17 protein-coding genes are annotated in these 21,120 nt (G+C 47.5%); 8 read left to right on the top strand and 9 right to left on the bottom strand.

Going from position 1 to position 21,120, the window contains the following annotated elements:
* Window positions 1-120 precede the first annotated feature (120 nt).
* From ADU24_RS07000 to ADU24_RS06980, 5 genes are all read left to right on the top strand, one after another.
* Window positions 121-1,311: an NAD(P)/FAD-dependent oxidoreductase gene (locus ADU24_RS07000; RefSeq protein WP_053365952.1), complete on the top strand. Its 1,191-nt coding sequence runs from the start codon at window positions 121-123 to the stop codon at window positions 1,309-1,311.
* A gap of 197 nt (window positions 1,312-1,508) precedes the next feature.
* A complete protein-coding gene (locus tag ADU24_RS06995; RefSeq protein ID WP_053365951.1) occupies window positions 1,509-2,204 on the top strand; it encodes a response regulator transcription factor in 696 nt (231 codons plus the stop codon).
* Window positions 2,201-3,550 carry a sensor histidine kinase gene (locus ADU24_RS06990; RefSeq protein ID WP_053365950.1) on the top strand — a complete coding sequence of 450 codons (1,350 nt, stop codon included), beginning with the start codon at window positions 2,201-2,203 and terminating at the stop codon, window positions 3,548-3,550. The genes ADU24_RS06995 and ADU24_RS06990 overlap by 4 nt, the downstream gene beginning before the upstream one ends.
* An 83-nt stretch (window positions 3,551-3,633) precedes the next feature.
* Entirely contained in the window at window positions 3,634-4,332 is a 699-nt protein-coding gene (locus ADU24_RS06985; RefSeq protein WP_053365949.1) for a PepSY domain-containing protein, read from the top strand.
* A 124-nt stretch (window positions 4,333-4,456) separates the two neighbouring features.
* Entirely contained in the window at window positions 4,457-4,861 is a 405-nt protein-coding gene (locus tag ADU24_RS06980; protein ID WP_053365948.1) for a PepSY domain-containing protein, read from the top strand.
* A gap of 47 nt (window positions 4,862-4,908) precedes the next feature.
* Here the strand turns inward: ADU24_RS06980 and ADU24_RS06975 are convergent, their stop codons facing one another.
* The 4 genes from ADU24_RS06975 to ADU24_RS06960 all read right to left on the bottom strand — a co-directional run bounded on the left by ADU24_RS06975 (window position 4,909) and on the right by ADU24_RS06960 (window position 11,865).
* Window positions 4,909-6,345: an NAD-dependent succinate-semialdehyde dehydrogenase gene (locus ADU24_RS06975; protein ID WP_053365947.1), complete on the bottom strand. Its 1,437-nt coding sequence runs from the start codon at window positions 6,343-6,345 to the stop codon at window positions 4,909-4,911.
* 107 nt (window positions 6,346-6,452) lie between these two features.
* Window positions 6,453-9,653 carry a DEAD/DEAH box helicase gene (locus ADU24_RS06970; RefSeq protein ID WP_053368822.1) on the bottom strand — a complete coding sequence of 1,067 codons (3,201 nt, stop codon included), beginning with the start codon at window positions 9,651-9,653 and terminating at the stop codon, window positions 6,453-6,455.
* Between the two features lie 232 nt (window positions 9,654-9,885).
* Window positions 9,886-10,980, bottom strand: coding sequence for a cytochrome-c peroxidase (locus ADU24_RS06965; protein WP_053365946.1), 1,095 nt, complete (start codon window positions 10,978-10,980; stop codon window positions 9,886-9,888).
* A 153-nt stretch (window positions 10,981-11,133) separates the two neighbouring features.
* Window positions 11,134-11,865: a YwaF family protein gene (locus ADU24_RS06960; RefSeq protein WP_053365945.1), complete on the bottom strand. Its 732-nt coding sequence runs from the start codon at window positions 11,863-11,865 to the stop codon at window positions 11,134-11,136.
* Window positions 11,866-12,138: 273 nt separating this feature from the next.
* Here ADU24_RS06960 and ADU24_RS06955 point away from each other — a divergent pair, with 273 nt between their 5' ends.
* Window positions 12,139-13,089, top strand: a complete 951-nt coding sequence (locus ADU24_RS06955) for a Gfo/Idh/MocA family protein (protein WP_053365944.1) — start codon at window positions 12,139-12,141, stop codon at window positions 13,087-13,089.
* A gap of 137 nt (window positions 13,090-13,226) precedes the next feature.
* Here ADU24_RS06955 and ADU24_RS06950 read toward each other — a convergent pair whose 3' ends face one another.
* The 3 genes from ADU24_RS06950 to ADU24_RS06935 form a co-directional block, all read right to left on the bottom strand.
* Window positions 13,227-14,483, bottom strand: coding sequence for a cytochrome P450 (locus ADU24_RS06950; protein WP_082307036.1), 1,257 nt, complete (start codon window positions 14,481-14,483; stop codon window positions 13,227-13,229).
* A gap of 464 nt (window positions 14,484-14,947) precedes the next feature.
* Window positions 14,948-15,484, bottom strand: coding sequence for a DinB family protein (locus ADU24_RS06940; RefSeq protein WP_053365942.1), 537 nt, complete (start codon window positions 15,482-15,484; stop codon window positions 14,948-14,950).
* Window positions 15,485-15,631: 147 nt separating this feature from the next.
* Window positions 15,632-16,291 carry an HAD family hydrolase gene (locus ADU24_RS06935; protein ID WP_053368820.1) on the bottom strand — a complete coding sequence of 220 codons (660 nt, stop codon included), beginning with the start codon at window positions 16,289-16,291 and terminating at the stop codon, window positions 15,632-15,634.
* 115 nt (window positions 16,292-16,406) lie between these two features.
* Here ADU24_RS06935 and ADU24_RS06930 point away from each other — a divergent pair, with 115 nt between their 5' ends.
* Window positions 16,407-17,075 carry a response regulator transcription factor gene (locus ADU24_RS06930; protein ID WP_331457065.1) on the top strand — a complete coding sequence of 223 codons (669 nt, stop codon included), beginning with the start codon at window positions 16,407-16,409 and terminating at the stop codon, window positions 17,073-17,075.
* Complete coding sequence (locus tag ADU24_RS06925) at window positions 17,072-18,091, top strand: sensor histidine kinase (RefSeq protein ID WP_053365940.1); 1,020 nt, start codon at window positions 17,072-17,074, stop codon at window positions 18,089-18,091. The genes ADU24_RS06930 and ADU24_RS06925 overlap by 4 nt, the downstream gene beginning before the upstream one ends.
* A 39-nt stretch (window positions 18,092-18,130) precedes the next feature.
* On the opposite strand, the gene ADU24_RS06920 is transcribed toward ADU24_RS06925, so the two are convergent.
* Window positions 18,131-20,050 carry an ABC transporter permease gene (locus tag ADU24_RS06920; protein WP_053365939.1) on the bottom strand — a complete coding sequence of 640 codons (1,920 nt, stop codon included), beginning with the start codon at window positions 20,048-20,050 and terminating at the stop codon, window positions 18,131-18,133.
* A complete protein-coding gene (locus ADU24_RS06915; protein ID WP_053368819.1) occupies window positions 20,037-20,804 on the bottom strand; it encodes an ABC transporter ATP-binding protein in 768 nt (255 codons plus the stop codon). The genes ADU24_RS06920 and ADU24_RS06915 overlap by 14 nt, the downstream gene beginning before the upstream one ends.
* Between the last annotated feature and the right edge of the window lie 316 nt (window positions 20,805-21,120).

Below are 21,120 nucleotides of genomic sequence, written 5' to 3'. Positions count from 1 at the left end.
GTCCCAGCCGGCTTTTTTTGTGCACTTTTATAAAAAAAGGAAAAATGCTCAATATTTCACAATATAAGATTGTGAAACTCTGAGCATGGTAGTATACTATAGTCAAAGGGAGTGATACGGATGGTAAAAAAGGAAAAGATTGTTATCCTTGGTGGAGGGTATGCGGGTTTGCTGACCGCCGTCACTCTCCAGAAAAAAGTCCATGCAAAGCGTGCGGAAATTACCCTCATCAACAAAAATGACTATCACTATTTGACAACCAAAGTCCATGAATTGGGTGCCGGGACCATCCCGGCAGAATCCATCGTGTTCCCGATTAAGGAACTGATCGACCCAGAGCGGGTAAACTTTATTAAAGATGAAGTAACCGGCATCGACCTTGCTTCGAAAACAGTCACGCTAAAAAACAATCAGCTCCATTATGATTACCTCATTATTACGATTGGCGGCGTCCCGCAAACATTCGGGCTTCCGGGCGTGAAGGAGCACGCCTTCTTCCTGTTTGACTGGGAAGGAACGAACAGGCTGCGAGTCCACATTGAGGACCAGTTTCAGAAATTCCTCGAAGACCGTGATGAAAAGCGGCTTAGATTTGTGATTGGCGGCGCTGGTTTCTCTGGAATGGAATTCATCTTTGAGCTCACCGAAAAGCTTCCCGTCCTTTGTGATGAGTATGGCATATGCCAAGAACTCGTTAAGATTATCTGCGTGGAAGCCAAAGAAGATGTATTGAATGGCTATGATGCTTCGATGGTGAGGGATGCAAAGATGGCCTCGGAAAAATTACCTGCCGAGTTCAGGACGGGGACAGCGATCGCTTCCTGTACCGAAACGGAAGTCCGTTTTACGGATGGTTCGTCAATTGAAACAAATACGTTTGTCTGGGCGGGCGGTGTCAAGGGCAATCCCCTCCTGGATGGCCTCGGATTTAAGACTTGCCGGGACGGGCGCGTCATTGTGAATGACTACTGCGAGGTGCCGGGCTACCGGGATGTGTATGTGCTTGGGGATGCCTCCGCCAGCTTCTCCCCCGAAGGCAATCCCTACCCGCCAACCGCTCAAATCGCCCTGCAGCAGGGCAAGTATTGCGGGTATAATCTCGCCGCGAAAATTTACGGGGTACCGGCGAAACCCTTCAGGTATATCCACCGCGGCACAGTGATGAGCATGGRCCACAAAAACGCAACCGGGGTCGTGTACGGAAAGGTGATACATGGGCGGTTCGCTTCTTTAATGAAATGGGTAATTGAAAAAAGGTATTTCTTTATGCTCGGCGGCCCACGCTTGTTGCTCAAAGAAATTAGGAAATAATCGAACTCACAGCTTCCGTCCGCGTATGCGGGCGGTTTTTGTTTTGAAATAGTGAAACACTAGATACGTCCCTGTTTTAAGTAAGATTTGGAGCATAAAATGTGACCGTCGCCTCGTTCTGCTTTGCCGGGGTGGAAAAGTTAAGGATTTTCCTCTATTTTTAGAGGAAAGGAAGTTTTTAATCAGGAGGCAGTTGAATGGAAAAGGGATCGATTTTAATAGTTGAGGACGAAGAGAAAATTGCCCGTGTTTTGGAGCTTGAACTAGAATTTGAAGGCTATTCCGTTACGAAGGCTGCTGATGGGATTGAGGGCCTTGAAGCGTACCGGACAGGCAAATGGGATTTAATTTTACTTGATGTAATGATGCCAGGGATGAGCGGGATCGACTTGCTCAGGCGGATTAGGGCGAACGACCCTGTTACAAAGGTGATTATGCTAACAGCGAAAGGTGCGGTGGAGGATAAGGTCTCAGGCCTTGACCTCGGGGCAAACGATTATATAACGAAGCCCTTCCAAATTGATGAGCTGTTGGCAAGAATACGCGCTGCGCTAAGGTTTAAAACAATTGAGAAATCCATTGAGGATGGGAACCAGCTACTCTTTGGCGGCCTCACGCTTAACCTGAAAACACGTGAGGTAAACCGCTCCGGCGTTTCGATTGATTTGACGCCAAGGGAATACGATTTGCTTGTCTATCTTCTTACGAACAAGAAGCAGGTGCTGACAAGGGACCAAATTCTTGAAAAGGTTTGGGGCTATGACTTTGCGGGCGATACAAATGTCGTCGATGTTTACATTCGCTATTTGCGGAAAAAAATAGACCTTTCCGGCCTCCCTCCCCTTATCCATACTGTACGGGGCGTGGGGTATGTGCTGCGGGAGGACCAATGAAGCTCCGTTCAAAAATTAACCTGTACACAACCGCACTGTTCGCTCTTGTGTTAATCATTGTGAATGGTTTCATTTACGTCACGTTCAGCAAACTGACTTATGGAAGCCATATGGATGCTGCAGAGGCTGAACTGAAAAAAGTTTCCGCAGTAGTGACCCAGTCGCTCGGGAACATTCCCGAAGCTGTTCTCTTGCGCGCCTACGTGCCTGTTGACGGGATGATACAGCTAGTAGGCATTGATGGGAAAGGTTTGGCTACAACCACTTCCCAATCGGAGCAAAAGCTGGCCGAACGGAATCCCCGCTATTTTACAAGTGAAACGAGCAAAAGGATCGAGTATCTCGGCCGGGATTACTCTTTCCAGTCGATGCCTATCATTCTTCCAAGCGGCACAATCGCAAACCTGCAAGTAACCACGAGCCTTGAGCCGGCTGCAAGAATCGTCCAGACACTCGGACTAGTTCTCATGCTTGCTACATTAGCGGCCTTGATTCCCGTACTGGCATCAAGTGCCCTACTCGGCAAAATAATAATCGGGCCTGTTACATCGATGATTCGAACGATGTCCGAAATAAGGCGAAGCGGCCAGTTCAAACGGATCCCGCTTGAAGGCAAATCGAACGATGAACTTTATCAAATGGGTGATACGTTCAACCATATGATCGAGCTGCTCGAAACAAATTTTGACAAGCAGAAGCAATTCATTTCAAATGCTTCCCATGAGCTGAAAACTCCGATTACGATCATTGATAGTTATTCCTCATTGTTGAAACGGCGAGGGTTGCAAAATCCGAAAATTTTTGAGGAAGCTGTAGAAGCGATCCATTCCGAAGCAATCCGGATGAAGGAGTTGACTGAGCAGCTTTTGCTGCTGGCAAAGCATAATGAGCAGTGGAACCTCCGGATCGAACACGTTAATTTGAATTCACTCGTTATTTCCTCTGCAAAAGCGTTTGAAAATGCCTACAACCGTAAGGTGATTCTGGAGCACTCCGGAGATACCTTTATCGTCAAGACAGATGAACTGAAATTGAAGCAACTGCTCTTTACTTTTCTCGACAATGCGCGGAAGTACAGTGACGCTCCGATAACAATCGGATTGGGCAGCCAGGACGAGGAAGCGGTAATTACAATTGCCGATAAGGGAATAGGAATTGATGAAGAGGAATTGCCGCGTGTTTTTGATCGTTTCTATCGTGTAGATAAAGCAAGAAGCAGGAAAATCGACGGATCTGGCCTTGGCCTTTCCCTGGCAAAAGAAATTGCCGACGCCCTGAATATCCGGCTGCAGCTCGAAAGCAAGCTGGGCTCTGGAACGAAAGCATTCCTGTTCATAAAAAAATAGCCGTTTCTCATCAATTTTTAATATTTGCAGTGCAAACTGGGAGTAGAAAGCACTATGAATTTGCGAAAAGGCGGTGAAACAGGATGGGAAAGAAATGGGGGCTTATTGCGTTATTTTGCTCGCTTTTCATACTATCGGCACTGCTTGGCTGGCTTCTTCTCAAGCCGGGAAGCTCTGCGGCCGAGGCGATGACGAAGGAAGATGCGAAAAAGCTCGTTGAAAACCGATACGGCGGGAACGTGTCTTTTTTGCAGGCCAAAAAACAACTATATTACGCAAGGCTTGATATCAAAAACCAATCCTACGAGGTAAAAATCGATTCAAAAACAGGAAAAATCCTGTCGATTGACCCGATTGGCCCGGTAAATGAAGGTCCAACATCCGTCCTTTCAGAAGACGAGATTAAGAAGATCATTCTCTCGAAAGCCGGCAGGGAACTTATTTCTTTTAAAAAAACAGAAAGCGGTGGAAGGCCGGTTTTCGTTGCAGTAGTGAGGGATACAGACCAGAATACAACAACTGTTTCAGTCGATGCGGAAACCGGGGAAGTACTCTCGGAAAAAACCACCCCCGCGAATCCACCGACAAGGCTGACAGAGAAAAAGGCGATAGCCATTGCCCAAAAGGAAGTAAAGGGCAAGCTTGATGATGTAGACCTTGAGACAGAGAATGGGCAGACATTTTATCTCATTGAAATCAAGACGTCTGATGACAGGGAAGCCACTGTCCAAATCCATGCCATCACCGGGGCTGTCATGTCTGTAACCTGGGATGACAATTAGGCCGACTACTCCCGTTTAATCCGTAAAAAAGAGCCCTTCTCATGAATTTCTAATCTTTTTATCCTGTTCTTCTCATTTTCAGAGGATATAGTGAAAGCAACGATAAGAAAAGGAGTGAAAGATTATGAAAAACAAACTTTTGGCCGCAGGTGTTGTATTCGGGCTGATTGCGGGAGGAACTTTTGCCGTTGGGGCGGCCGAAAAAGATGATACCGGCCGTGAATTGAAATTTGAGCAGAAAGCAGAACATGGGGTTGATTTCGTCAAAACGGAAGGAAACGATGTTAAAAAAGCCATCGAAAATGCGGCATCAATTTCATTTGCAAAAGCAGCAGAAATAGCAAAAAGCTCAGCAAAAGGTGAAATTACGGAAGCTGAAGCTGAATTGGAACATGGCCGTGTCGAGTATGAGTTCGAGCTTAAAGACGGTAAGAAAGAAACCGAGCTGAAGATTGACGGCAACACTGGAAAGATCCTCAAAATTGAAACCGAAGATGACCGGTATGACGATGAGGGTGACGATGATTAAAAAAGGGAAAAGGCAGAGTCCGCTTAATGGGATTCTGCCTTTCTTTATTAAAGCTGCATAGATATATATTTTATCTCGAGGAATTCGTCCATGCCGTGATGGCTGCCTTCCCTGCCAAGGCCGCTCTCCTTAATGCCTCCGAATGGGGCCTGTGCCGTTGCCGGAAGCGCATCATTCACGCCGACAATGCCATATTCAAGGTTTTCCGAATAGTAGAAGGCTTTTTGCAGCGATTGTGTAAATACATAGGCCGCAAGCCCGTACCGCGTATGATTGGCTCGCCGGATGGCTTCGGCATCATCAGAAAACGAACTGACCGGGGCAACTGGGCCGAAAGTCTCTTCCTGCATGCATGCCATGTCGTCCGTCGCACCCGACAAGATGACCGGATCAATGAAAAAGCCCTTCGCTTCACCTGCTTTCGGTCCTTTGATGGCTTCTGCCCCCTTGCTTATGGCGTCATCAATTTGCCTCTTCACTTTTTCGATTGCCGCTTTATTGATGAGTGGTCCGATATCAGTCGATGGCTCGAGCCCGTTTCCGACTCTTAAGGAACTTAATGCGGTCTTGAACGCCTCTATAAATGGCTCCTTGATGTTTTCATGGACATAAATCCGGTTTGCGCACACGCATGTTTGGCCGGCGTTCCGGAACTTCGATTGCATGACCCCGTTCACTGCGGCTTTAATATCTGCATCTTCGGCAATGATGAAAGGCGCAAGGCCGCCAAGCTCCAAGGAAACTTTTTTGACGGTATTAGCCGCTTTTTCCATCAACAGCTTCCCTACCTGGGTGGAGCCGGTGAACGTGATTTTTTTGACGCGGCTATCGTCAAGCCATACGTCCGAAACAGCCGCCGCATCAGTTGTTGTGACAACATTGAGTACTCCGGCAGGAATGCCAGCTTCATGCGCGCATTCAGCCAAAAGCAATGCGGTCAAGGGGGTTGCCGGAGCAGGTTTGATGACGACTGTACAACCCGCGGCAAGGGCAGGCGCAACTTTCCTCGTAATCATGGCAGCGGGGAAATTCCAGGGTGTAATCGCCGCAACGACGCCAACGGGCTGCTTCTGGACGAGAATCCGTTTTGAACTTGACGAGGCAGGAATCGTTTCGCCATAAACCCGCTTCGCCTCCTCGGCAAACCATTTAATGAACGAGTTCGCATAAGCAATTTCTCCACGCGCTTCAGATAGCGGTTTCCCCTGTTCGAGGGTAATCATCCTTGCAAGTTCTTCCGTTCTTTCCGCAATCACCTGAAACCAGTTCTCAAGGAGAGCCGAGCGTTCATAGGCGGTTTTTTTCGACCATCCGAGAAAGGCTTTATGCGCTGCCTCTACAGCCATCGCCGCTTCCCTTCTCCCTCCATCCGGTACATACCCGATGGTTTCAAGAGTCGCCGGATTATCAACGGCAAATGAATCGTTGCTGTAAATTTCCCCGCCGTTTATATACATGCCTTTTTTGAAAATTGCTCCATCCATCCCTTTGTTCCTCCTTATCGAAAATATTCATACCAGGCCAAAACCAAGGTGCCTGAAGCAAAACAACATCCATTTTAAGCACATTTTCAATTTAATACATCCAAATGTCAGTCGCTTCCCATGAGGAGGATTTCCCTTATATCCTCTTCGGTGAGTGTTGAAATGGAAGGGTCGGCTGTTCCAATAATCCCGTCAACAAGGTCCCGCTTCTTTTCCTGCAATGCATGAATCTTTTCTTCGATCGTCCCTTTGGCAATCAATTTAATAACATGGACGGGATTCTTTTGCCCCATCCTGTGTGCGCGGTCGGCCGCCTGTTCCTCAACAGCCGGGTTCCACCAAAGATCGTACAAAATGACCGTATCGGCCCCCGGTAAGTTAAGCCCGGTCCCGCCTGCCTTAAGTGAAATCAGGAAGAAATCACGTTCGCCGCCATTGAAGCGGCTGCAAATGTCGACCCTTTCCTCGGAAGGAGTTTGCCCATCAAGATAAAAATAGGAAATTCCCAGGTTTGCAAGCTCCCTCCCAATCAGGCCAAGCATTTTTGTAAACTGCGAAAAAATCAGGACGCGCCTGCCGGCTAGCCTTGATTCATCAACAATTTGCATGAGCTGTTCAAACTTTGCGGAACTTCCTTTGTAGCCGTCCACAAACAGGGCGGGGTGGCAGCAGATTTGCCGGAGCCTCGTCAACCCAGCAAGGATTCGGATCCTGTTTTTCCGGATTGTCTCCTTATCAAGATGCTTGAACGTCTTTACCCGGAGCTTCGCCAAATAGGCCGCATACAACTTTTTTTGCACAGGGAGCATTTCGGATGTGTCGGTTGATTCAATTTTTTCCGGCAGCTCCAAAAGGACATCCTTTTTGAGTCTGCGAAGCATAAAAGGCCTTGATCTCCGGGCAATTTGCTTTCTCGTCAGATGGCTGTATTCACGCAGGCCCTGGAATAATTCAGGGAAAACCACGTGGAAAATCGACCATAATTCCTCAATTGAATTTTCAATTGGAGTCCCGGTCAGGGCAAACCGGTGGACCGCGCGGATTTTTTTCACAGCACGCGCCGTTTGGGTTACTGGGTTCTTAAACGCCTGCGCTTCATCAAAGATTACGCAATGGAACTTTAGACGCTCATAGGTTCCAATATCTTTTCGGAGCAAAGGATACGATGTGATGACAACATCAATTCCAGCCAAATCCGCGGCAAGGCTCGCCCTCTCCGCTACCCCCCCGTCCGCGACGACGGCATTCACTTCCGGAGCGAATTTGGAAAACTCATTCAGCCAGTTATAGGTTACCGACGATGGACAGACAATGAGTGCCGGGAGTCCCTTTTCCTTCATCCTGGCTAACTCCGATACGATGAACGCGATGCTCTGGAGTGTTTTTCCAAGTCCCATATCATCAGCAAGGATACCGCCAAACCCGTGGCTGGCAAGGGTTTTGAGCCATTGGAAGCCTTGTTTTTGGTAATCGCGCAAAACAGGCTTTAGGCTGCCGGGCACAGGATGATCCATTTCCCCCGGGTTCCTGATTTCTTCAAGAAACATGCGGAACGAGTCTCCAAATGAAAATGCTGTCCCTTCTCCCGCCGAATCAAGCAGGCGTAACCCCTGGATGAATGGGACATTCAAAGTCGACTCAAAATCCTCGTTCTGGATGGGCGCCGCCTTTAAAAATCGCTGGATTTCTTCATACTCCCTTTCCTCGAGCGAAAGAAGGGAACCATTTCTGAGGCGGTAATACTTCCGCTTTTCTTCAAGCGCGGCCAGGACGTCGCGGATTTCTTTTTCCGCTATTCCCGCAAGCTCGAATGTGAATTCCAGCCAATTCGTCCTTTCCTTCTTCACTTTTACGCTAATTTTCGGAGGAGATGGGCTTTTGAATATCCGGTTCCTGACCGCCGTTGTCGCAAAGAGTTGGACATGTTTTTCAAGCAGCGGGACAATGTGGTACAAAAATTCATATTCTAGCTCTTCGTTGTGGAGAAAATAGCCGCCTTCCGTTTTTGCAAACGAACCCTTTTCCATCAATTCAAGGATGAGATCCTCCTTTTCAGTATTGCGGTGGATTCCCGGGTTATAGGCGGATGCGCCTGTTTCCAATGGATTAAGAATATGTTTGCCGTAATGGAACTCGAGCCCGGCCAATAGGCGGTTTTTTACCCGGTCCAAATAAAGCTTTGCGATAAGTGGCGGAAAGGCATGCTTCCCGGCAGCCGTTTCATAAACGCGAATGCTTCCTAGCTTCCTTAATTCCGGGATCACCTTTTCAAGAAAATAGGCTTCCTGGCCGGAAGGGATTTTTAGTTCCTTTGTCCCTCCCCCTACGAATAGCCGCTTTAGTTCAGCGAGGCGGGCACAATCTTCTTCCGCTACGTGGACTAGTTTTCCGCCTGCTAAGGCAATTCGGTACGGCTCCATTAATACGATATTTTCGAGCCCTTCAACCACAAGTTTATGGCTTCCGGATTCTTCCTTCATTTCAATTGTCAAAGGAAGCGGGCCGTCTGACAGCTGCATGCCGGGATACTCCAGGCCTCCATAAAAGAGTTTTATCCGGGGAGCTGCGGTAAGCAATGGCAAAAGAGTTTCCCATGAGGCAGGCGGGATTGGAAGAAGTTCCGGTTTAGCCTCCCCGCCGGCAACTCCGTTTCCTGTAAATGTTCCCTTCAGTATTTTTTCGTCCTCCATTATCCGGATTAATTGATGGAGAACGGAGTCTATTTCCGGCTCGAAGCAATGGAGCTGGGGATTATACAGTCCCGAAGTGTCGCGAGTGCCTTTTTCCACACTCTCAAGGAACCCGCGGATTTCGCCAATTGCGATAGAATTTACATATAATTCAACCCCAAACATTGCCTGTCCATTATTTAATATAGTGGGCCTGCAAGAAAAGCCTGCATTAAGTACCTCCCGTGTTTCAAAATGGAGCCTCCGGCCGGAAGGGAGCTTGGTCCGATTGGCAAACAGGGCGGCGAGCGGACCGTTATCCAAAAGTGCTGTGGAATTTACACTGCGATGCGGAGTTTGCCTCTCACCGAGGATGGCATATAGAACCGCGGCTACGTGTTGGCAATCCTTGTTGACCGATGCCAGGCTGGGGCATGTACATGCTGTCGTAAAACCACCGCGGTCATTGGCTTCAACTGTAACATTGAAATCCTCGGCGCCAAGCACGATCGCAGTCCATCTGCCTTCCATGCCGGAGTGCAATCTCACCTTATTCCCGCGGTAATAAGCCTCACCCCTTTTAGAGGAAGCAATCCCGCAGCGATTTTTAATAATGTTCTGATTTAGCTTTATAGTCAATGGAAAATCCGTTCCTTCCATAGTCAATCGTTATTGGCATGCTTTTACAAAAAGACAGTTAAGCTGTATCTGTATTATAGCTCTCTTTTCGGGCGGCGTGCCAGGGTGAAAAGGAGGAAGCACCTTTGCTTCACTTATTTACAAAGGATGTTTCATCAAACCATAAAAAGAAAAAACCCCGCCTGGGCGAAGGTTTAAGTAAAGAATTAGGAACCGGGGCGGTATGGCCACTTCACGGAAGAATAGGTTTTTCAAAAGTGGGCGGCTGCCCACCCAAGGATTTCAGGAATGCAAGCAGATCCGCTTTCTCTTCATCCGAAAGCCCGAGCGGCATGAATTGCTTCATGAAAAAGCTCTTATTCGGGTGGGAGTCTCCTCCCCGGTCGTAATAGTCAATCACATCTTCAAGAGTTTTTAGGCTGCCGTCCCTCATATATGGGGCAGTATGGGTAATTCCGTAAAGCCCTGGCGTTCGGATGCGCCCCATGTCCCGAGGGTCATTTGTGATAGCGAAACGGCCTTCATCGGCCGATTCTATGCCAATATTATAATAGTTATTGTCTGAAAGGTTTGGTCCATTATGGCATGTTACACACATAGCCTTGCCGACAAATAACTCGAGACCGCTGATTTCCTCGTCAGATAATGCTTTTATATCTCCTTTTAGGAATTGGTCGTACCGGGTATCTTTTACGACAATCTGCCGTTCAAATGCAGCGATGGCTTTTGCGATATTCTCCTTTGTAACCCCTTCGCCAAAAGCCTTTTTAAACATCTCTTCGTAGCCTTTGGCTGCCTTTAGTTCCGGTATCAATTCCTCGAGCTTCTGGTTCATTTCGTTAGGATTTTCAATCGGGCCCAATGTTTGTTCTTCAAGTGATGTGGCACGGCCGTCCCAAAAATATGTTTTGTAATAGCCGGAGTTGATAACAGTCGGCGAGTTGCGTGCACCCACTGTTCCATCCACTTTTTGGAATGTTGGTTTTCCGTCCCCATAGCCAAGTCCGGGATCATGGCAGGACGCACAGCTCCTCGTATTGTCTCCGGACAAGCGGGGGTCGAAGTAGAGCGCCTGGCCAAGCATTAATACTTCCGGAGTCATCGGGTTATCGGCAGGGACAGGGATATCTCCAAGCGGCGTGAGAAGTTGGTGGGTCTGAAGGACATGTTTTAATTCCCCTGACACTTCCTTCGGTTCATCCCTGGCTTCCCCGTTGGCCTGGGAGATGGTTGGTGCTTTGACTGCCGCTTCTTTGGAGCTCGAACAGCCCGACATGTTTAGTAAAATAAAAATTAAAAATAGAATACCAGTTATATATTTAGCCATGGTGGTTCCCTCCGGATTCTCCTTCGTACTTCCATTATAAGCGGAGAATGGTAGCCCAACGGCTATGCTATGTGAACAAATTATTAAACATGTATACATGAGAAACTTCTCTTTTACAATAAATGAAGCAGGGGATACGTCCCCTGCTTCACTCTAATTCATTTGCCTTGAAGTACCGGATGCCTTTCCCCTTTCCCGGAAAATCAGCCAGACGATCAGGCTGAGTGTGACGAGCAGCCCTTCCAATGAAAGGATGTACCAGGGATATGGACCAAGCATATCTAGGAGGCTGGCGGTTTCGGGCTTGTGGCTTAAATACATATAATTGCCGCCTACCAGTTTGTTAATGAGCATGACAACGGGCATGATCAAATTCAAAAATACGATGAGCCTGATGACGGATGAAAAAGTCGGCCTGTATCCCTTCACCCACGTATAGTAAAGCGGGACAAGAACGATCAGCATATGCGTATAGAAAAAATGAATAAAACGGAAATGCGGAAAATCAAAGAACAAATACGGCGTGGCGAGCGCCTGGGTCGCGCCGAGAAGCGCGGTGTAAAGTAGGATGTCATAGATAGCCTTGCTGCCTGTTACCAATAGGATAATAGCCAGAATCAAGCTGATGCTGCAAAGTCCGGCCGGCAAAGAATCAACCGCACGCCAAAACCCATTCGCATACATCCAGACATGGTATAGGGATTCCATCACAATAAGCGTTACCGCCGCCCAAATTTCTTTTTTCCGCTGCCATGGCTCTTGAATGCGGCCACGAAACACATACATCCCAATTGCCGCCAAGAGAAGAATCGCCAAAACCGCAATGTGTGAAGCCGAAAACATAACAAACCGATAATTCTCCGAACTGCCTCCGAACCAGTCCATCCACTCCACCTCTCTCAGGACAATGACTTTCCTCAAACCTGTATAGTTGAAAAACAGCAGTTCCCTGTTACGGTATATTCATTATTTTACCATTTTTGAACAACACTGGCTTATATTTTTTTTAGAAGATTATAAGGAAATGCAGTTGGCTTCCCCAAGGCTATCAATGATAAAATAGACTGGTACATATTTACGTAATTAGTATTTTTTAAGAGGCTCCTGCATTGCCTGGTTGGCATTTGCCAGGCGCCTTTTCCAAAGGGGGATTTCTTTATGGGGAAAATAAATGTCGGCATCATTGGCACTGGCGGTATTGGTGAACGCGTAATGAATGCGTTCCTGGCACACCCGGATACAGACATTTTGGAGGTATTTGATGGCAATGCCGAGCGGCTTGCGGAAATTTCCAAAAAGTACGGAATAGCCGCCGCGGATGACTACAGGGCTCTTTTTGACAATCCTGACATCAACCTGATTTATATCGCCGTTCCACCAAAATTTCATCACCAGTATGTGATGGATGCGCTTCGGAGCGGCAAGAATGTCCTTTGCGAAAAGCCTTTGGCGAGCACCGTGGCCGAAGCGGACGAAATGCTTGAGGCCGCTTCTTCAAACGGGCTGATTCACGCGGTCAATTTCCCGACGATCTTCGGGGCGGGCTTCCTTGAACTCGAACGATTGGTGAAAGATGGTTTCCTTGGCTGTCTGCGACGGATTGAGCTTCACTGCCATTTTGAGGAGTGGCCTCGTAAATGGCAGCAAAACAGCTGGATTTCTTCCAGGGACCAGGGCGGTTTTGTCCGTGAAGTGTTCCCGCACTATATCCAGATTTTGTTGCATTTGTTTGGAAAAATAACTGATGTCCGTACTTCTTTGGAGCTGCCGGATAATCAGCAGCTCTGTGAAACAGGCATCATCGCGAGCGGGACTCTTTCAAACGGGGTGCCTGTCCTTTTCAATGGGCTGTCAGGTATCGGCATGAAGGAAGAACTTCGTTTTGATTTGTATGGAACAGAGGGTACTCTTTCCCTCCGTAACTGGTCGGAGCTGTGGGCGGCGAGAAAAAGTGAACCGCTGCAACGGGTTGAAGTTGCAGGTTCGAACAGTTACCAGATTTTCCTGGATGAATTGGTAAATGCATTTGAAGGAAAACCGGCACGGATTGTATCCTTCGAGCGCGGTCGCGATGTCCAGGCAATTCTAGACGAGCTTCTGGGAGTGTAACCCTTGTTCGGAGTTGTGAAAGGATATTCAAGTAGTGAAGCAGGGAACGTTTCCCCTGCTTCATTTTTTGGTGGTGAGGTTTGAGGCAGAGGACGGTCCCTCTGCTTCTTCTTGCAATAGCAAAATTCTCTTGTGGCTCATTTAATTCTTTTCACATTCGCCATGATAAACCCGCTTTCCGGGCGGGTTGGCATCCGGACGAGGCTGTAGCTCAAATCCTGATCTTCCGGTACATCATAAGTGATTCCGTTTACTAGCAGGTCGATGCAAACTTTCATGACCTCGACTGTAACTCCCTCCCCCGGACAGCGGTGGCCTTTTGCCGGGTCCCCGCCCCCCTGGGGAATAAACTTGAACAGGTTTCCGTCCCAGTCACGGAATCGTTCCGGATGGAATTGATCCGGGAATTCCCACAGCCTGTAGTCATGGTTCGTTCCGTACATATCCAGCAGGACAAGCTGTCCCTCTTCAAAATTGTAGTTTTGCCACGTAAACGCATTCTTCACCCTAGCACCGACAAACGGCCCAAATGGGTAAAAACGCCTGACCTCCTCCACAAACCATTCCCGGTATTCGTCCCCTTCCGTACGGAGTTTTTCAACGCATTCCGAATGTTCTTGCAGGGCAAGGGCACTGAATGAGATGAAAGTCGCAATCGCAACAATCGGCCTTAAGAGATTTATCAGTTCGACCGCCGCCATTTTCGCATCAAGCGATTTCCCATCAGGGTCACGGTAAACGGCCCATGAATGAAGCGCCGACCCTTCCCTGGCCGCGAGCTCCCCTGCCCGTACCTTTTCAATGACATCCGTAATCCATTCTTCCGCCCGGGGACGCGCCCTTCTCCCCTTCCAATGGCGCGGGCCGACAGCACCGAACGCATCGATCATTGCCGTGAAATCCTTGGCCCTCTCCTTAGCTTCTTCATCCTTCAAGGGAATTCCCGCCCAATCACAGGCAATTTTACAAAGAATTTCTTCGGCCTCTTCAAAAAGGACGACCCTGTCCATCGTTTCCCATTTGGTGGCGGCTTCCCGGAAATACTTCTCCGCCAAATTGCGGACTTCGGCGACTCCCTCCGGGGACAATAGCGACATAAACAGCATTTTCCTGCTTTGGTGTACCGCACCATCCTTTGTCTGGATCGCATTTACCCCAAAAAGCGTCTTTTGCACCCTCTTTGGCGCAGCACCTTTTCTTTGAAACTTATCATTATCATAAAAAATCCTGGCCGCTTCCTCGCCAGTCATGCACACAGCCTTTTGGCCAAGGAGCCGCGCCTCGAACAGGTCCGCGCCATATTTCTTGCAGCGGTTCCCGATAAATTCATACCCCTCCCGCATCAGCCCCAGGCTGTTATCGAGGCTGTGGTCTTTAGGGACTTCACCGTTCAAATCAATCTTCTCCTTTATAAAAATATGTACATTCCACTGCATACATATTTGCCCTTCCGGCACCTTGCTAAACATTAAACTGTTTTCCCGAGGACTGTTGTCATGATTGTGCAGATGAAGGACGGGGCTTGAATGTTTCTGGATTTTTCAGTTCTGGATATGTGCTTTGAAATTCTGGATATGTCTCCTGAAATTCCGGATAAGTGCCTTGAATTTCTGGATATGTGCTTCGAAATTCCCGATATCTTGCCGCTATGCGAAAAATTGGCGCTAAGTGGTACGCCCAACCAGGGAAGTAACCCGATTTCATGAAAAACGCTCCATAATAAAAGGAGCTTCTTCCTGCAATCGAAGGTTAAGAACACGGATAAAAAAAAGACAGGAGATTACCCCTGCCTTTTACATATTATACTTCACAAATTCCCTAAAATGCTACGCAGGGTATGTCCCTGCTTCACTACGCCTTACCCTGCAGGGAACCCGTTGGAGCCAAGGTATCGTTCCATAAGGATTTTGCGGTGGTGGAGTTCGTGGCCCGCGATAATTGCGGCGATTGCCCTCACAGATACGAGATAGCCATTGGCATTCCCGGTCCGTGTCCACGCTTCCTCGCCGAGCGATTTCGCCAGATTTACCGTCGCCGCACGGACCGCCAGGAAATTCATTAGCAAATTTTCAAGTGGTTCGCGGTCAAACCCGGCTTCCCGAACGTATGCGTTCTCCTCAAAACCAGGGAGTGGTACCGCGTCCCCGCGCGCAATCGTTAAAAGCCTGTACGCCATAATCCGTTCCGTATCCGCCATATGTCCCAAAACTTCCTTAACGCTCCATTTAGACTTGCCGTACCGGAATAAAGCCTGGGCTTCCGACAACCCTTTCAGGAGGATGACAGTTTCATCCGCCTGCCTTTCCAAAGCTGAAACAATATCCCCTTCTGGTACCAATGAGATGTAAGGTTCATAATAAGATGGATATTCTCCTTGCTCTGGCCTTTTATACATGAAAACCACTCCCTTCGGTTTCTTGATTTTACATTATCATGTTCAAAGGTATCTTTACCAAAGATAAGTTGGCGGCAAACATAAACTTAATGGCCGCCCCTTACAAGAAAAAGCAAAGCATAATTCGAAAGGATGGCCCGCTGCAATTCACAGTCCGCACCTTTCAACTTCCTCAAGCACTTCCGCCAAACTTTTCTCCGCCATTGAACCAAGCCTGAGTCGGTAGTTTTCAAACGGAAGGTGGTTGGTAACCGGATTCGGGACGATGACACAGTGCATCCCGGCTGCGATGGCAGCCGCTGAGCCGTTCAGCGAGTCTTCGAAAGCGACCGCTTCTTCAGGAGAGATTCCAAGACTTTCAAGCGCCAATATGTAGAGTGCCGGATCCGGTTTTACTTTTTCGACATCTTCCTTGGTCTTAATTGTTTCAAAATAGTCGAAAATGCCAAACTTCCTTAAATATGATTCGACCCATTCCCTCCGCGAACTGGATGCGAGGCCGATTTTCACACCGAGGGTTTTTGCTTCATCCAAATACTCGCGAACCCCTTCACGGAGCGCCAGGCTGCCTGCTTTTTGCTTATAAAACTCATTCGTTTTCAAATGGATGTCTGCTTTCTCGACAGTCATTCCTGTCATTTTTTCAAAATACGCATTCAGTACTTCGTTTGTCGTCCCGATTACTTTTGAAAATTCCTCAAGCGGGAGGTCGCAGCTGAATTCTCCCATAACTTCCTTATATGCGTCATACCATAGCGACTCAGTGTCGACAATCAGTCCGTCAAAATCAAAAATGATCCCCTTAATCATATTGTTCCCTCCAGTCATCTTTCAAAAAATGGCACTCTACTAAATTCCTGCCAAGTCTACTATACTATAGATACAAACTTTGTAAGAAGAAGGTGGCCTTTTGAGAAGAGTGATGATTGTGGAGGATGAACCGAAGTTAAGGCAGCTGATTGCCGCTCATCTGGAAAAATGGGATTTTACCCCCTGCCCGGTCGGTTCGTTTGAGGATATTGATGCACAAGCCGCCAGCCTGGAGCCCGATCTCATTTTGCTCGATATCAACCTGCCCAGCTACGATGGGTTTTACTGGTGCAAAAAAATTCGTGAAGTGACAACCGCTCCGATCGTGTTCATTTCATCGAGAACGGAGAATATGGATATCGTCATGGCCATGAATGTCGGCGGCGATGACTATATCCAGAAACCCTTTTCGCTTGACGTGCTAGTCGCGAAGCTGAATGCCATGCTTCGGAGGGCAACTGCAACAACAGCAGGACAGCAGGAAACAATTGTACTCGAATACAACGGGATCCTCCTCAACCTTGAAAAAGCAGCTGTGCAATTCGAGGGGAAGGAAGCTATTTTAACAAAAAATGAATTTCATCTATTGGCGATGCTCATGAAACGGCCTAGCAGAATCACAGGAAGGGATGAAATCATGAGGGCCCTCTGGGAGGATGAAAGCTTTATAGATGACAATACCCTGACAGTCAATATGAACCGGCTCAGGAAGAAGCTTGAAAGCCTCGGCCTCGAAGGCATCATCCAAACGAGAAAAGGGCAGGGGTATATATTGCAATGAAACCTGGAGAATACGTTTCCGGCCAAAAAGCCCTCATCCTCTGTTTCACACTTATCATTGGCTTTATCAATGCCATCGCCCTTGCCGACCCGTCCCTGTCCATTCATCCTGCGAGCCTGTTGTATATCGATTTTGTTGCAGCTCTCATCATCGCGGGTTATTTCTTCATCGATTTCCGCAGGAAGAAAACATTCATTAAGGAAGCAGAAGCCTACGAGCCGGGCGGCGCATCAGTTTTCAAAGGCATGCAACACACCCACGAAGAAAAACTGTATCTAGCTATCATCAAGGGCCACTACCGGAACTATCTTGAAGAACTTAGGATGGCAAACGAAGAGAAAAAGGAATGGATGGAATACATGACTTCCTGGTTCCATGAAATCAAGACGCCGATTGCCATTAGCCGGATGCTCTATGAAACCGGAGAAGGAAGCCCGAGCCTTGAAGAAGAAATGGACCGGATCGAACATTTCGTCGAGCAGGCCCTTTATTTTTCCCGCCTGAATGAATTCAATAACGACTACCTCATCCAGGAGGTTGAGATTGGAAAAGTCGTCAAGGAATCAATGAAAGCCCATTCCAAAGCTTTTTTGGCAAAAAAAATCCGCTTGGACGTCCGCTTGGAGAGCTTTGAGGCGCTTACCGACAAGAAAGCCATTCTGTTCATTTTTAATCAGCTGCTAGGGAACGCGCTTAAATATACCCCTGCTGGAGGGGATCTTGCCATTTACGTTCACTCAAAGGAACGGGTGATTTCGATCAAGGATAACGGGATCGGAATTTTACCGGAGGATCTTCCAAGGGTTTTCGAGAAAGGCTTTACCGGGAAAAATGGGCGCGAACTCCATTCATCCACGGGCATGGGGCTTTATCTCGCCAAAAAAATCGCCGATAAGCTCGGCCATACAGTGACCGTCAATTCCGAAAAAGGAGTCTATACCGAGGCGCTCATTCATTTTCCGGTTCCCGGAGGTGTGTATTACCTTGGAACCGGGACAGGCAGCGGGAATGAGTAAATGGAAATAGGGATGGAGAACCATCCCTATTTTGCGTGCCTATTCATTTACAAGTGTAAAAAAACGGGCCGACGTGTAGTTGAAGTAGGCCAAATACAGGCCGATATACAGACCGATGACGACCATGAACGGACCAGCCATTCTGATGCCGGCAAACCCGGCGAGCGCCGAAATCAAGATTGAACTATGTGATACGGCAAGAAGGATTGGAATGGAAAATACAAACAATGTCTGGACCCTGATCGATTTTTTCATTTCCCGCGTGTCGAAGCCAATCTTTCTCAGGATTTGGTATCTCGGCCTGTCGGCGGCCGCTTCTGACAGCTGCCTGTAAAACAGGACGCTGCCGGTTGCCATTAGAAAGACAAGTCCGAGAAAGCCGCTGATGAAAATAAGGATTCCGTACGTTTCCATCCCCTGCGCGTATTCCTTGTAAAAACTTGACCAAATTAGCTCATTTCGATCTTCCGCATGTTCCCAGAGAATTTCTTCGATGTTTTCCCCCAGCTCCTTTGTATCCTTTTCCTTCCCTAGTTTGTAAATCTGCAGCTGTGTTGTATGCGCGCCTGACCCCACTGCTTTTTTATAAACAGCATCTTTTATAACAACCGGGAAAGCAAAAATGGCTTGATTTAGAAGCGAATAGCCTTCATAGGAAGCGAATTTTACGGTTTCCCCTCCAGGCAAGCCAATCTTCCTCCCGTTATAAGGATCATGCGTCCTGTTCAAATTGCCGTCGTAAAAGGCAATCGCTTCATTGCCAGCGAAATCTAGGTCAGCATCTTTCCCCATTTTCCCGGCGAGTTGCCTAAAAGAGGATTCCGGAATAAGCAGGATTGGGTACTCGGGAGGAAACCTTCCGGAAAAATCGGGGCCAGCTTCAATTTTCACAGGCTCGATCTTTTGGCTGTAAAGGATATCTTCCCTTGCTTCGAACAGCCGGGCAATTTCCGTTTCCGCTTCCTCATTTTGCACCGTATAAATGAAGCTGTGAGGGAAATTCTCCTTCGAAATATCATTCAGATTGGCGTACAGGCTCCACGTTACCCCCATCAGGAATAGCGTGAATGTGGACAGCAACGCCAATACAGACAGGACAATGATATTCCCTTTAATCCTGAAGAGCAGATTTGAAGTGCTAATCATGTTAGGTCCTTTATAAAAAAAAGCCTTCCTTTTCGAGAGAGCTGAAAGAATATAAACGATGAACGCTCGGATGAACAGGTACGTCCCAATAATCAGGCAAGCAAGGGCACCGAGGATCTTTAGCCAGGCGTGATTCGTCCAGAGGCTGGAGGAAACTGGCTGGAGGACAACCCAATAGCCTGTTCCGATGAATAACAGTGATAAAATAGCCACGCCAACGGACGCTCGCGGCTTCTTCTCCGCCTTTTTACCCGCCTGGAAAAGTTCCAGGAGTGTCGATACCCTAATAACCCTTGCATTATAGATGGAGGCAGCGGAAATAATGAGAATGAAAACCACAATCGTTTGGAATGCCGCGCCCGCTGAGAACGCAAAGCCAGCAACAATTGGAACCCCCATCAGCTTTACTAGGACCATCGCAAACAGCTTGGACAGGACTGCGCCAAGGCCAATGCCAACCAGCAGCGCTATTGCGCCGACGAGCATATTTTCATAAAAAAGCATTTTGCCAATCACTTTTTTCGACATGCCATATAGCGAATACAACGCGATTTCCTTTTTCCGTTTTTTCATAAAGAAGCTATTGGAATAAAGGATGAACAACGCCGAGAAAACCATCAGGAAAACTGAAGCCGCCATGAATGCCGGCCCGATTTTCCCAAGGCTCGCAGCCGCATTGATGATGTTTCGGTTGTATTGCAGGGAAACAAAGGTAAAGTAAATAACAACACTGAAGACCATCGGGTAAAAGTAAACCAAATAGGCACCCAGGTTTCTATGGATATTCCGTTTTGTAAGCTCAATCAGACTCAATCTGTCCACCTCCCAGGGCAGCCAGAACATTTACAACCTGCTGGAAGAACTGCTTCCTCGTTTGGCTTCCCTTCCTCAATTCGGTGAAAAACCCGCCATCCTTAATAAAAATGACACGGCTGCAAAAGCTCGCGGCAAATGGATCGTGAGTGACCATCAAAATGGTTGAGGCATTGGCTTTATTGATTTCCTCGAGAGTCTTCAATAGGATGTGTGCCGACTTTGAATCAAGGGCGCCAGTCGGTTCATCAGCGAAAACGATGCTAGGATTAGCGACAAGGGCCCTCGCCGCGGATGCCCGCTGCTGCTGTCCGCCCGATACCTCATAAGGATATTTTCCAAGAGTCTCAACTATCCCGAACGCTTTTGCAATTTCCGTTACACGACCGCCGATTTCCGCTGGCCGCATTCCGGCAAGTGCAAGTGGAAGAGCGATATTTTCTTCTATTGTCAATGTATCCAGGAGATTGTAATCCTGGAAAATGAAGCCGAGCTTTTCCCTCCGGAACATGCTGATATCCGCTTCCTTCAAGCTTTGTACATTCGTACCGTTAATTTTTACAATGCCGGAAGTTGGCGTATCGATTGTCGACAAAATGTTCAGCAAGGTTGTTTTTCCCGCTCCGGAAGGCCCCATGACAGCAGTGAATTCCCCTTTTTCAATCTTCACATCGATATTGTGAAGTGCGGAAAACACATTTCCCTTGCTACCAAATGACTTATTGATTCCGACAGCTTCCAAAACCAAATCCATATTCATCCCTCTTTGCTCTTTTGTTACTTTTACTGTAATAAAATTCTTATTACGCATCCATCGTCTTCCCTTACATTTTCACAATCGTACCTTACAATTTTGTAAGAAATGTTTATGGAAAAATCTCTTTTTTTACAAATGTTTTATATATTCAAGCCACATTTTTTACTATTTTCACAGTTTGTTTACTTTTAAAAGACCAATTAACCTTGATGAACCGCAAACGGCTTAAGAGGCCATTAATCCAGTAACATCAAGGCTTTTCAACATAATAATCTAGTATTTTCACCTTTAAAAGTAATATTTATGTTAATTT

This window comes from Bacillus sp. FJAT-27245, assembly GCF_001273955.1.
Lineage (GTDB): Bacteria > Bacillota > Bacilli > Bacillales > Cytobacillaceae > Bacillus_D.
Note: the sequence above shows the minus strand (reverse complement) of the source record. Positions and strands in the feature narration are given on the sequence as shown.

Coding starts and splice junctions, on each gene's coding strand:
- ADU24_RS06995 (WP_053365951.1), top strand. CDS start 1,509: ATGGAAAAGGGATCGATTTTAATAGTTGAGGACGAAGAGAAAATTGCC.
- ADU24_RS06990 (WP_053365950.1), top strand. CDS start 2,201: ATGAAGCTCCGTTCAAAAATTAACCTGTACACAACCGCACTGTTCGCT.
- ADU24_RS06985 (WP_053365949.1), top strand. CDS start 3,634: ATGGGAAAGAAATGGGGGCTTATTGCGTTATTTTGCTCGCTTTTCATA.
- ADU24_RS06980 (WP_053365948.1), top strand. CDS start 4,457: ATGAAAAACAAACTTTTGGCCGCAGGTGTTGTATTCGGGCTGATTGCG.
- ADU24_RS06975 (WP_053365947.1), bottom strand. CDS start 6,345: ATGGATGGAGCAATTTTCAAAAAAGGCATGTATATAAACGGCGGGGAA.
- ADU24_RS06965 (WP_053365946.1), bottom strand. CDS start 10,980: ATGGCTAAATATATAACTGGTATTCTATTTTTAATTTTTATTTTACTA.
- ADU24_RS06960 (WP_053365945.1), bottom strand. CDS start 11,865: ATGGACTGGTTCGGAGGCAGTTCGGAGAATTATCGGTTTGTTATGTTT.
- ADU24_RS06955 (WP_053365944.1), top strand. CDS start 12,139: ATGGGGAAAATAAATGTCGGCATCATTGGCACTGGCGGTATTGGTGAA.
- ADU24_RS06940 (WP_053365942.1), bottom strand. CDS start 15,484: ATGTATAAAAGGCCAGAGCAAGGAGAATATCCATCTTATTATGAACCT.
- ADU24_RS06930 (WP_331457065.1), top strand. CDS start 16,407: ATGATTGTGGAGGATGAACCGAAGTTAAGGCAGCTGATTGCCGCTCAT.
- ADU24_RS06925 (WP_053365940.1), top strand. CDS start 17,072: ATGAAACCTGGAGAATACGTTTCCGGCCAAAAAGCCCTCATCCTCTGT.
- ADU24_RS06915 (WP_053368819.1), bottom strand. CDS start 20,804: ATGGATTTGGTTTTGGAAGCTGTCGGAATCAATAAGTCATTTGGTAGC.